Genomic DNA, 12,320 nt, shown 5'->3' with positions numbered 1-12,320 from the left:
AGCCCTTCTTCTCACCCGGACGGAAGCCCCTTCATGAGCCTGAACGGTCTGCTGGATGTCGTCGTACGTGATCCGGCGCTCGACGAAGCGGTGAAGGCCGCCGGTGACGGCCACCGGATGCACATCGACCTGGTGGGCCCGCCCGCCGCGCGGCCCTTCGCCGTCGCGGCGCTGGCCCGGGACGCCGGGCGGACCGTCCTCGCGGTCACCGCGACCGGCCGGGAGGCCGAGGACCTGGCGGCCGCACTGCGCACCATGCTGCCGCCGGACACGATCGCGGAGTTCCCGTCCTGGGAGACCCTGCCGCACGAGCGCCTGTCGCCCCGCTCCGACACCGTGGGCCGCCGGCTCGCCGTGCTGCGGCGCCTCGCGCACCCGCGCGCCGACGACCCGGAGACCGGGCCGGTCTCGGTCGTCGTCGCGCCGATCCGGTCCGTGCTCCAGCCGCAGGTCAAGGGGCTCGCGGACCTGGAACCGGTCGCGCTGCGCACCGGGCAGAGCGCGGATCTCGGCGAGACCGTGGAGGCGCTGGCGGCAGCCGCGTACGCCCGGGTCGAACTGGTCGAGAAGCGCGGCGAGTTCGCGGTGCGCGGCGGCATCCTGGACGTGTTCCCGCCGACCGAGGAGCACCCGCTCCGGGTGGAGTTCTGGGGCGACGACGTCGAGGAGATCCGGTACTTCAAGATCGCCGACCAGCGGTCCCTGGAGGTCGCCGAGCACGGCCTGTGGGCGCCGCCCTGCCGGGAGCTCCTGCTGACGGACGAGGTGCGGGAGCGGGCCGCCGTGCTCGCCGAGGCCCACCCCGAGCTGGGCGAACTCCTGGGCAAGATCGCCGAGGGCATCGCGGTGGAGGGCATGGAGTCCCTGGCGCCGGTCCTCGTGGACGACATGGAGCTCCTGCTCGACGTGCTGCCCAAGGGCGCGATGGCCGTCGTCTGCGACCCCGAGCGGGTCCGGACCCGGGCCGCGGACCTGGTGGCGACCAGCCAGGAGTTCCTGCAGGCGTCCTGGGCGGCGTCGGCGGGCGGCGGCGAGGCCCCGATCGACGTCGGCGCGGCCTCGCTGCGGGGCATCGCGGACGTGCGCGAACGGGCCCGTGAGCTGGACATGATGTGGTGGTCGATCTCCCCGTTCGCCGCCGACGCCGAGCTGGACGCGGACACGCTGGCGCTGGGCATGCAGGCGCCGGAGACGTACCGGGGGGACACCGCGCGGGCGTTCGCCGACACGAAGGGCCGACTGGCCGACGGCTGGCGCACGGTGTACGTCACGGAGGGCCAGGGGCTCGCCTCGCGTACGGTCGAGATGCTGGGCGGCGAGGGGATCGCGGCCCGGCTCGACCCGGACCTGGACGAGATCTCCCCGTCCGTGGTGCACGTCTCGTGCGGGGCCATCGACCACGGCTTCGTCCACCCCGGCCTGAAGCTCGCCGTGCTCACGGAGACCGACCTCACCGGCCAGCGCACCGCCACGAAGGACCTGGGCCGGATGCCGGTCCGGCGGCGCAAGACCATCGACCCGCTGACGCTGGAGACCGGCGACTACATCGTGCACGAACAGCACGGCGTGGGCCGCTACATCGAGATGGTGCAGCGCACGGTGCAGGGGGCGACGCGCGAGTACCTGCTCGTCGAGTACGCCCCCGCCAAGCGCGGGCAGCCCGGCGACCGGCTGTACATCCCGACCGACCAGCTGGAGCAGGTCACCAAGTACGTCGGCGGCGAGGCCCCGACCCTGCACCGGCTCGGCGGCGCGGACTGGACGAAGACGAAGGCGCGCGCCAAGAAGGCGGTCAAGGAGATCGCCGCCGACCTGATCAAGCTGTACTCGGCCCGGATGGCGGCCCCCGGCCACACCTTCGGCCCGGACACCCCCTGGCAGCGCGAGCTGGAGGACGCGTTCCCGTACGCGGAGACGCCCGACCAGCTGACGACGATCGCCGAGGTCAAGGAGGACATGGAGAAGTCGGTCCCGATGGACCGGCTGATCTGTGGCGACGTGGGGTACGGCAAGACGGAGATCGCGGTCCGCGCCGCGTTCAAGGCGGTGCAGGACGGGAAGCAGGTCGCCGTCCTCGTACCCACCACGCTGCTCGTGCAGCAGCACTACGGCACGTTCACCGAGCGCTATTCCCAGTTCCCCGTCAACGTACGCGCGCTGAGCCGTTTCCAGTCCGAGGCCGAGTCCAAGGCGACGCTGGCCGGACTGAAGGACGGTGCCGTCGACCTGGTCATCGGCACCCACCGCCTGTTCTCGTCGGAGACGAAGTTCAAGGACCTGGGGCTCGTCATCGTGGACGAGGAGCAGCGGTTCGGCGTCGAACACAAGGAGCAGCTGAAGAAGCTCCGCGCCAACGTGGACGTGCTGACCATGTCCGCGACGCCCATTCCCCGTACGCTCGAAATGGCGGTCACCGGCATCCGCGAGATGTCGACCATCACCACCCCGCCCGAGGAGCGCCACCCGGTCCTGACCTTCGTCGGGCCGTACGAGGAGAAGCAGATCGGCGCCGCGATCCGGCGTGAACTGCTGCGCGAGGGCCAGGCGTTCTACATCCACAACCGGGTCGAGTCGATCGACCGTGCGGCGGCACGGCTGCGCGAGATCGTGCCCGAGGCGCGGATCGCCACGGCGCACGGCCAGATGTCCGAACAGGCCCTGGAACAGGTCGTGGTGGACTTCTGGGAGAAGAAGTTCGACGTCCTGGTCTCCACGACGATCGTGGAGTCCGGCATCGACATCTCCAACGCGAACACGCTGATCGTGGAGCGCGGCGACAACTTCGGCCTCTCCCAGCTGCACCAGCTGCGCGGCCGCGTCGGCCGCGGCCGCGACCGGGGTTACGCGTACTTCCTCTACCCGCCGGAGAAGCCGCTCACCGAGACCGCCCACGAGCGCCTGGCGACGATCGCCCAGCACACCGAGATGGGCGCGGGCATGTACGTGGCCATGAAGGACCTGGAGATCCGCGGCGCGGGCAACCTCCTCGGCGGCGAGCAGTCCGGCCACATCGCGGGCGTCGGCTTCGACCTGTACGTACGCATGGTGGGCGAGGCGGTCGCCGACTACCGGGCGTCCCTGGAGGGCGGCGTCGAGGAGGAGCCGCCGCTGGAGGTCAAGATCGAGCTCCCGGTCGACGCGCACGTCCCGCACGACTACGCCCCCGGCGAGCGGCTGCGCCTCCAGGCGTACCGCTCGATCGCATCGGCGTCCTCGGAGGACGACATCAAGGCGGTCCGCGAGGAGCTGACCGACCGCTACGGCAAGCTCCCGGAGCCGGTCGAGAACCTGCTCCTGGTGGCGGGCCTGCGCATGCTGGCCCGTGCCTGCGGAGTCGGTGACATCGTCCTCCAGGGCCCGAACATCCGCTTCGCGCCGGTGGAACTGCGCGAGTCCCAGGAGCTGCGCCTGAAGCGGCTGTACCCGAAGACGGTCATCAAGCCGGCGGTCCACCAGATCCTGGTGCCGCGCCCGACGACGGGCAAGATCGGCGGAAAGCCGGTGGTGGGGCGCGAACTGCTGGCGTGGACGGGCGAGTTCCTGACGACGATCCTGGGGTCGTGAGGGCCCGGACACGGGAACGGGAGCGGGTGCGGTACGCCGACGGCGTACCGCACCCGCTCCCGTTCCGGCGAAGGTGTCAGCCGATGGAGCTCAGCCGCATCGCGGCGGGGCCCTGGCCGGCGGTGTTGGTGCAGCTGCGGTCGCCCGAGGGCTGCTCCAGCTGAAGGGTCAGGCAGGTGCCGAGGGCCTGCTGGCCGTAGCGGTTGGGGTGCAGGGACTCCTGCTTCTGGCCCTGCCCGAGGCCGGAGGTCACGAAGCGGACCCACTCGCTGGTGTCACCGGCGGGGGAGTGGGTGGCGTCGGCCTGCCGGGTGCTGGTCGAGCACACCTCGCGGCCCTCGAACGACCGGGACAGGTCCAGGAACTCCGCGCCGCCCTCGTCGGCCGCGTCCGCCAGGACCGAGCTGATCTCCGGGACCAGCTCGTCGTGCGCCCAGGTGAGGTCCTTGTCGAAGAAGGGGCAGCCGCCGGACTTGAGCCGGTCGTACTTCTCGCCGGGGTAGCGGATGCGGCCGGCGTCCGGGAGCGGGGACGGGTAGGACTGGAGGATCAGCCGGTACGAACCGGCCGGGTGGCCAGCCCGGTCGAGCGCGGTCCGCACGTCGGCGAGGGTGTTCACGGCCGCCTGCCGCACGCCGGGCAGCCGCTGGGCGACCTGCTCGGCCGCGTCCGGTGCGCACGGGTCGCCGCCGAAGGGCTTGACGAACTCGGTCGCGCAGCCGGTGATGATGTCGGAGAAGCCGAGGTCGTTGCCGCCGATCGACACGACGACCGCGCGCACGGCCCGGCCGGCCGCCACGTCCTCCAGCTCCCTGGCCTGCGAGCGCTCGCCCTTGAACGGCACGCCGCCGTTCTCCGGGAGGAGCACCGCCTTCGACGTCGCCCCCGAACAGGCGAGGTTGAGGCGGCTGACGTCGAGCGTGACGGACTGGACCTCGGCCACGTCGGAGCGGTTGCAGCCGCTGTCGTAGGACGACCCGTACACCCGGTACGGGTCGGACTTGCCGGTCGCCGGGTCCCAGGCCCGGTCGGTGCCGGAGTGACCGTTGGCGCTCACGTTGCTGTTGCCGGACCAGCGCCCGGCCTCACCGGAGATGAAGCTGTCGCCCACGGACACCAGCAAAGGCGCCTCGGCGGCGGCCGGCTCCGCACGGGAGCCGGAGGCGGAGGCGGGCAGCGCGCCCGAGACCGCGAGCGCACACACGGTGGCGGCTGCGGCGGCGAGGGTCCTGGAACGTCGTGAGGGAGAAATGATCATGCGTTGGTTGTCGGCAGCGGGGCGGTGGGAGGTGAAGTGCGGTCGCCTGTTTGCAGCCGAATGGACCAGTTGGGGCGGTGAGTTATGGACCGAGAGCGACAGAAGGGGTCGGGACCGGTCACGTTTTCGGCGAAGTGTGGGAGTCACCTCGCGCGGATGCCTCACCCGGCGTGAACACCAATCCGCCGACGAGGCGGAAGGCCTCCTCCGGGTCGCGGTCGCCCACCGCGTCCGTCAGGTTGCCGCTCAGCAGGAGCGTGGCGAAGCCGTGGGCGAGGGACCAGGCGGCGATGCCCGTGAGGCGGGAGTCGTCGGTGGGGCTCAGGGTGGCGACGCCCGCGCGGAGTTCCGCCGTGGCCCGGGCCTTCGCGGCGAGGAGGTCCGGGTCGTCCGCGCGGTACAGGTCCGGCTGGAACATCACCTGGAAGTGCGCCGGATGCGTCCTCGCGAACCGTACGTACGCCACGCCCCGTTCCCGTAGGTCCGGGGCCGCTGCCAGGGCGTCCGCGAACAGGCCGTAGCCCTCGGCGGCGATCGCGGTGAGCAGGCCCGTGCGGTCCTTGAAGTGGTGGGCCGGGGCGGCGTGGGAGACGCCGGCCCGGCGCGCCAGGTCGCGCAGGCTGAGCGCGGCGGGGCCTTCGGTGCGGATGACGTCGAGGGCGGCGGTGAGAACGGCTCGCCGCAGGTCGCCGTGGTGGTAGGCGCGGTCGCTGGTCATGGACAGCAGGCTACGCGGGATCTAGTCGTTGACAAGTTCGCGGAGGGCGCGCACTCTTGGGATCTAGGCAGTGGCTAGATGGTGGCCGGTGCGTGGCGGAAGGTGTGGACATGTCCGAGGAACTGGGTCGCGTACGGCAGCTGTGGCATCTGCTGGAGCCCGTGCATGCCGTCCTCTACTACGCGCCGGAGGCGTTCGAGGAGGCCGCGGCCCTCGGGTACGCCGTCGACGAGAGGTGGCCGAGCTACTTCGCCTGGCGCGCGGCGCCGCTGGGTGCGGCGGGGGCGGACCGGGTCGCCGAGACGTTCCACAGCTTCAGCCCGCGTATGGTCGGCGCGCACGTCCCCGCCGTCTGGTCGGTCGCCTCGCCGGACGCGGTGCTCGCGGCGCGCGGCCGGGCCGTGGACCGTGCGTACCGGGCGCTTCTGGGGGCCGAGGCCGCCGCGCCGGGCACGGCCGAGGCCGCCGTTCTGCTGCGGCGCGTGGTGGAAGCCGCCGACACGGCGGGCCGGCCGCTCGCCGCGGCGAACGCCGCGCTGCCCTGGCCCGACGCTCCCCACCTCGCCCTGTGGCACGCGGCGACCGTCCTGCGCGAACACCGGGGCGACGGCCACCTCGCGGCCCTCGCGCAGGCGGAGCTGGATCCCGTCGAGTCGCTGGTCTCCTTCGCGGCGATAGGGGCGGCCCGGCCCGAGGTCTTCGGCAGCCGGGGCTGGGACGAGGGTGAGTGGCGGGCGGCGCTCGACCGGCTGGAGAAGCGGGGCCTGGTGGGCGCCGACGGCACGGCGACCGAGGCGGGCCGGGCGCTGCGGGCCGAGGTCGAGCGGCGTACGGACGAGGCGGCGGCGGGGCCGTGGCGGGTGCTCGCGGACGCGGAGCGGGAACGGCTGGTAGAACTGCTGGGGCCGCTGTGGGTGGCGGCGATCGGGTCGGGACTGCTGCCGTCCGAGAACACGCTGGGGATCGGGAAGGTGTGAGGGGCGAGGTGTGATCCGGCCCGCACACGGGAACGGGGCACGGCCATGAAATCCTCCTCGCGGGGAAGGCATTCGTAGAATTCCCTGGTTGGTTCGGCTTTCTCACCGTCAGGACGGCTACGAGTGATATCTCCCCGCGTGTGTCGAGTGATGGTCCCCGCCCTGGCCGCCGCGGCCGTGCTGGCGCTGAGCGGCTGCGACCCCGATCAACTCCCCTCGGACATCGACGCCTCCGGTGGCGGCGCGGACGGCGGCGGCCAGTCCGCCACCGGCTTCGGCGCCAGCCCGCTGACCAACGACGACGGTACGAAGCCCGGCCTCGCGCCCCTCACCTCCGACAAGGACCGCGCGGCGGCACGGAAGATCATCGAGACGGTCGCCACCAAGGGCCGCGGCCCCAAGACCGGTTACGAGCGGGACAAGTTCGGGTACGCGTGGAAGGACTCGGTGGACGGCGTACCCCTGTCCCACAACGGCTGCGACACCCGCAACGACCTGCTCGCCCGGGACGGCAAGGACGTCGAGCTGCGCTCCGGTTCGAAGTGCGTGGTCGTCTCCATGACGCTCAAGGACCCGTACACGGGCAAGACCATCGAGTGGCGCAAGCAGCAGGCGACCAAGGTCCAGATCGACCACGTCATGCCGCTGTCGTACGACTGGCAGATGGGCGCCGCCCACTGGAACGAGGCCAAGCGCCAGCAGATCGCCAACGACCCGCTCAACCTCATCCCCGTCGACGGCCCGGCCAACAACGCCAAACGCGACGCGGGCCCCGCGACCTGGCTGCCGCCGTACAAGCCGATCCGCTGCGCGTACGCGCTCCGCTTCGCGCAGGTCTCGCTGAAGTACGCGCTGCCGGTGACGAGCGCGGACAAGGACATGATGCTGGAGCAGTGCGGCGGCTGACGCTGCGGTGGTCACGAGGGGCGGCGGGTCCGGTCCGCCGCCCTCCGGGTGCCCCCTCAGAGCCCCGAGCCCCCCGTCGCGTCGATCACCGTGCCCGTCACCCAGCGGGAGTCGTCCGAGGCGAGGAACGCCACGATGTCCGCGACGTCGCGCGGCTGTCCGACCCGGCCCAGCGCGGCCAGTGACGCGGCGCCCTTCTCCGCCTCGGCGTCGCCCCGCAGCCAGTCCGCGTTGATGTCGGTGTCGATGATGCCGGGGGCCACCGAGTTGACCGTGATGCCGCGGGGGCCCAGCTCCTTGGCGAGGGTCAGCGTGAAGTTGTCCAGAGCGCCCTTCGTCGCGCTGTAGGCGATGATGTTCGGCATCGCGATCCTGGCCGCGCCGCTGGAGATGTTGATGACCCGGCCGCCGTCGCGCAGCCGGCCGAGCCCGTGGCGGACGATGAAGAACGGCGCCCGCACATTGACGGCGAAGACCGCGTCGAACGCCTCCTCGGTGAGCGAGGACAGCTCGGAGTAGAGCCCGGCGCCCGCGTTGTTCACGATAATGTCCACGCCGCCGCCGCCGGGCGCGTGCGCGGTGATCCGCTCGTCGAACGCCTCCCACAGCGCGGCCGCGTCCCCGTGGGCGCCCAGTTCGGCGCGCAGGGCGAACGCCGAGCCGCCGTTCTTCCGGATGACCTCCACGACCTCGCCGGCCGCCGCCGCGTCCCGGGCGTAGGCGACGGCGACGACGGCGCCCTCGCGGCCCAGCCGTTCCGCGATGCCCCGGCCGATGCCCCGGCTGCCCCCGGTGACCAGCGCGACCTTGCCCTCAAGTGTGTGTGCGGACATGCCTGTTACCCCTCAGCCATTTGTTGAGTGATCGTTCCAGAAAGAACGTAGCACGAGTTCTTGAGTGGGCGCTCTAGAATGTGAGGCATGGGTGAGACAGGTGCGGCGCGCGGACGGCCGCGCTCCTTCGACCGGGACGCCGCGCTCGCGGCTGCCGTCCGGCTGTTCTGGGAGCGTGGTTACGGGGCGACCTCGATCGGTGAGCTGACGGAGGCGATGGGCATCCGGCCCGCGAGCCTCTACGCCGCGTTCGGCGACAAGCGGTCCCTCTTCGAGGAGGCGGTCGCCGCGTACGGGACGACACCCGTCGGGACCTTCATGCGCGACGCCCTGGAGCAGGAGCCCACGGCCTACCGCGCGTTCGCGCGCCTCCTGCGGGATGCCGCCCGGATCTACGCGGACCCCTCGCACCCGGCGGGCTGCATGGTGATCACGGCGGCAACGAACGTCACCCCGCAGGACGCCGGGGTGGCAGACCGGCTGAGAGGGGTGCGCAATTCCAATGTCACGGTCTGGGAGGCGCGGCTGCGGGACGCGCAGCGCGCGGGCGAACTGCCGGAGCGGGTGAACCCCCGGGCGCTCGCCGGGTACTTCGCGACTGTCGTCCAGGGCATGTCGCAGCGCTCCTGCGACGGGGCGGGCCCGGAGGAACTGGCCGAGATCGCCGAAGTGGCGCTGGGAGCCTGGCCGGGGGAGCGCGAGGGCTGAGACGCGGAAAGCCCGCCCCTGGGGGGCGGGTTCCACGAGTGCGGCGCGCCGCGCGGGTCAGAGCTTCAGGTCCCACTGCGTCGACTCGTACGTGAAGCTCGGGCCGACCTCCACGGTGAGGTTCTTCGCGTCGGCCGGTGCGTCGAACGCGTAGAGGACCGTGACCTTCTTGCCCGGCAGGATCGTGCCCGTGAAGCCGGAGCCGACCTTGTCGTCGAAGATCTGCTCCGCGTCCACCCCGTCCTTCCCGGCCCGGCCCTCGACGGTGACCAGCGCGGAGTCGAACTTCTCCTTGCCCGCGTTCTCGATCACGACGGCCACCTGGTACGCCTTGTTGCCCTTGGTGTGACCGGCCGCGAACTCGCCGGGGGAGTACTTCGTCGCGTCGCCGACCGTGACCGTGAGGTCGTCGTCGTAGACGATCGCGTCACCGGCCTCCAGTGCCTCGCCGGTGGGCTTCTCCTCCTTGCCGGCCTTGTCGCTGCCGGCCTTGTCGCCGCCGGGCTTCCCCTTCTCCTCGCCCTTGCCGGCGTCCCCGTCCGCCTTCGCCTTCGCGGACGCCTTGGTGTCCGACACCGCCGCGTTCAGGTCGTCCACCGCGTCGTCCACCGCCTTGAAGGTGATCACCGCACCGACCACCGACATGATCAGCGCGATCAGCGCGAGGACCGTGCCGAACGTGGCCATGTTCTTGTTCGTCGCCTCGCCCCTCTTGGCGCGGCCGCGGCCGACGAGCCCCAGGATCAGCGCGATCGTCCCGAGGATGCCGGCCAGCCAGAAGAGGAACGGGATGAGGCCGGACACCGCGCCGATGAGCCCGAGGATCAGGGCGGCGATGCCCAGCCCGTTGCGAGCGGGGCGCAGGCCGGGGGCGTGGGCGGGGCCGTACGGCTGCTGCGGCTGGGGGTGCGCGGGCTGCGGGGACTGCGGCGGCTGCGTGAACTGGGACATGGCTGTGCCCTTCGGCAAGTACGGGATGACTGGTGAGCGGATCCACCTGCGCCGCTCGTTCGGCGACGGGTCAATCACAGCATCATCTGTGAACCGAGTCAACACGGTTCACGAGAAACGGGTTCATGCACGGTGTGAATCGATGGCGAGTGCGCTGCTGTGTACGGGTCGGTATGCTCGCCCCGGACCCGCCAGCGGTACAGCACAGGGAGACAGCAAGTGCCGGAGAACGCGACAGAGGTGACCGCCGCCGGGATCGCCCGCCTGGCGGGCGTGGGACGCGCCGCCGTCAGCAACTGGCGCCGCAGGCACGCCGACTTCCCCCAGCCCGTGGGCGGCACCGAGACCAGCCCGTCCTTCGCCCTGCCCGAGGTCGAGCGGTGGCTGCGCGACCAGGGCAAGCTGGTCGAGGTCCCCCTCCGCGAACGCGTCTGGCAGCAGCTGGCCGGCCACCCGGCGGGCCCCGTCACCGCCCTCGTCCACACCGGCTGCGCCCTGCTCCTGGTGAACCGCAGCCCCGCCGCCTGGCGGGAGATCACCGGCGTGTCCGACGAGCGGATGGCCGGGGTGCTCTCCCTCGCACTGGACGACGCCCTCGCCGACCGCTTCGGGCCCGCCGGGAACGGGCGCGCCGTCCGCACCCCGGACCGCGCCGAGCTGCTGCCGTCCGTGCCGCTCCTGCGCGGCGCCGCCGAGCTGGCCGCGGAGACCGGCGTCCGGGAGGCGTACGAGTTCCTGCTCGGCCGTCAGCTCGACGCCAACCCGCGCCAGTACACGCTGACCCCGCCCGGTCTCGCCGAGCTGATGGCGGAGCTGGCCGGCACCGGCGGACCGGACGCGCGCACGGTGCTCGACCCGGCAGCGGGCACCGGCGCCCTGCTCACCGCTGCCGGGCAGGCCGGGCTGTACGCCCAGGAGAGCGACCCCGGCCTCGCCGCCGTCACCGCGCTCCGCCTCGCCCTGCGCACCGGGGGCACCCCGCGCACCGGGGGCACCCCGCGCACCGCCCCCACGGACCGCACGCTCGACGTACGCACCGGGGACTCCCTGCGCGCCGACGCCTTCCCGGACCTGGCCGCCGACGCGGTGCTCTGCCACCCGCCGTTCAACGAGCGCAACTGGGGCCACGACGAACTGGCCTACGACCCCCGCTGGGAGTACGGCTTCCCCGCCCGCACCGAGTCCGAACTCGCCTGGGTGCAGCACGCGCTGGCCCGGCTGCGCGACGGCGGCACCGCCGTTCTCCTGATGCCGCCCGCCGCCGCCTCCCGCCGCTCCGGCCGCCGCGTCCGCGCCGACCTCCTGCGCCGGGGCGCCCTGCGTGCCGTCATCGCGCTCCCGGCCGGCGCCGCACCCCCCTACGGTGTCCCGCTCCACCTGTGGGTGCTCCGCAGGCCCGGCGCCGAGCCGCAGCCCACGCCCGAACTGCTGCTGATCGACACCGCGGAGCCCGCCGAGCAGACCAACGGCGGCGGCCGGGACCGCCTCGACTGGCCGGCCCTGCGCCACGCCGTACTCGCCGCCTGGCACGCGTACGAGGGACAGCGGCCGCAGCCCGCGGCACCGCGCGCCGCCGCCTCCCGCACCGTCCCCGTCATCGAACTCCTCGACGACGACGTCGACCTCGCCCCCGCCCGCCACCTCCCGTCCCCCGCCGCCACCGGCGGACCCGCCGAGCTCGTCGGCGTACGGGAGCGGCTGACCACGACCCTGGGCCTCGCCGCGAGCCTCACCCCGCCGCCCCCCGCCCCGGTCGCACCCGCGCACCGACCGACCACCACCATCGGCGAACTCGCCCGGGCCGGCGCCCTCCAGCTCCGCCACGGCGGCGCGGGCACCGGGACCGGACCCGTCCTCACGGAACACGACGTTCTCGGCTCCACCCCGCCCTCCGGCACCCCGGCCGCGGGCGGCACCCCCGAGGAACCCGTCCTGGTCGAGGCGGGCGACGTGGTCGTGCCTGTGCTCGGCGGCGTCACCGTCGTCCGGGTCGTGGACGAGGCGACCGCGGGCGCCGCGCTCGGACGCAACCTCCAGCTGCTGCGCCCCGACCCGGCCGTGCTCGACCCCTGGTTCCTCGCCGGGTTCCTGCGCGGCACCACCAACAACCGGCAGGCCAGCAGCCACGCGTCCACCGCGACGCGGCTCGACGCCCGCCGCCTCCAACTGCCGCGCCTGCCCCTGGCGGAGCAGCGGCGCTACGGCGAACGGTTCCGCGCGCTCGCCGCGTTCGAGGACGCGCTGCGGCTCGCCGGCCGCCTCGGCGGACAGCTCGTCCAGGGCCTGTACGACGGCCTGACGGACGGTACGGTCACGCCGGAGTGACCGGAACCACAACGGTTCCGTACAACCCCGGGCCCTCTGTCGGTGTCGCCCCTTACGCTCGAATCCGCACGCACGCCCGT

9 protein-coding genes are annotated in these 12,320 nt (G+C 72.8%); 5 read left to right on the top strand and 4 right to left on the bottom strand.

The annotated features are described in order from the left end of the window. Nucleotides 1–33: 33 nt before the first annotated feature. Nucleotides 34–3,564: a transcription-repair coupling factor gene (gene mfd, locus ACZ6C6_RS21035; protein WP_469204792.1), complete on the top strand. Its 3,531-nt coding sequence runs from the start codon at nucleotides 34–36 to the stop codon at nucleotides 3,562–3,564. A 76-nt stretch (nucleotides 3,565–3,640) separates the two neighbouring features. On the opposite strand, the gene ACZ6C6_RS21030 is transcribed toward mfd, so the two are convergent. Continuing rightward, nucleotides 3,641–4,822 carry a GDSL-type esterase/lipase family protein gene (locus tag ACZ6C6_RS21030; protein ID WP_469204791.1) on the bottom strand — a complete coding sequence of 394 codons (1,182 nt, stop codon included), beginning with the start codon at nucleotides 4,820–4,822 and terminating at the stop codon, nucleotides 3,641–3,643. Nucleotides 4,823–4,940: 118 nt separating this feature from the next. Further along, nucleotides 4,941–5,540 (bottom strand): TetR/AcrR family transcriptional regulator, encoded by a 600-nt coding sequence (locus tag ACZ6C6_RS21025; protein ID WP_469204790.1) that lies wholly within the window; start codon nucleotides 5,538–5,540, stop codon nucleotides 4,941–4,943. Between the two features lie 110 nt (nucleotides 5,541–5,650). Here ACZ6C6_RS21025 and ACZ6C6_RS21020 point away from each other — a divergent pair, with 110 nt between their 5' ends. Beyond that, nucleotides 5,651–6,517, top strand: coding sequence for an SCO6745 family protein (locus ACZ6C6_RS21020; RefSeq protein WP_469204789.1), 867 nt, complete (start codon nucleotides 5,651–5,653; stop codon nucleotides 6,515–6,517). Between the two features lie 150 nt (nucleotides 6,518–6,667). Further along, nucleotides 6,668–7,423 (top strand): HNH endonuclease family protein, encoded by a 756-nt coding sequence (locus tag ACZ6C6_RS21015; protein WP_469205020.1) that lies wholly within the window; start codon nucleotides 6,668–6,670, stop codon nucleotides 7,421–7,423. Between the two features lie 56 nt (nucleotides 7,424–7,479). Here the strand turns inward: ACZ6C6_RS21015 and ACZ6C6_RS21010 are convergent, their stop codons facing one another. Then, on the bottom strand, nucleotides 7,480–8,256 hold the full coding sequence (locus ACZ6C6_RS21010; protein ID WP_469204788.1) for an SDR family oxidoreductase: 777 nt from the start codon (nucleotides 8,254–8,256) through the stop codon (nucleotides 7,480–7,482). Between the two features lie 87 nt (nucleotides 8,257–8,343). Here ACZ6C6_RS21010 and ACZ6C6_RS21005 point away from each other — a divergent pair, with 87 nt between their 5' ends. Beyond that, the gene (locus ACZ6C6_RS21005; protein ID WP_469204787.1) at nucleotides 8,344–8,964 is read left to right on the top strand and encodes a TetR/AcrR family transcriptional regulator; all 621 of its coding nucleotides are present in this window, start codon (nucleotides 8,344–8,346) and stop codon (nucleotides 8,962–8,964) included. Between the two features lie 57 nt (nucleotides 8,965–9,021). On the opposite strand, the gene ACZ6C6_RS21000 is transcribed toward ACZ6C6_RS21005, so the two are convergent. Then, nucleotides 9,022–9,915: a DUF4190 domain-containing protein gene (locus tag ACZ6C6_RS21000; RefSeq protein WP_469204786.1), complete on the bottom strand. Its 894-nt coding sequence runs from the start codon at nucleotides 9,913–9,915 to the stop codon at nucleotides 9,022–9,024. Nucleotides 9,916–10,134: 219 nt separating this feature from the next. On the opposite strand from ACZ6C6_RS21000, the gene ACZ6C6_RS20995 reads away from it, so the two are divergent. Next, on the top strand, nucleotides 10,135–12,240 hold the full coding sequence (locus tag ACZ6C6_RS20995; protein ID WP_469204785.1) for an N-6 DNA methylase: 2,106 nt from the start codon (nucleotides 10,135–10,137) through the stop codon (nucleotides 12,238–12,240). Nucleotides 12,241–12,320 lie beyond the last annotated feature (80 nt).

The sequence above is a fragment of the Streptomyces sp. NPDC041814 genome (assembly GCF_055590565.1).
Note: the sequence above shows the minus strand (reverse complement) of the source record. Positions and strands in the feature narration are given on the sequence as shown.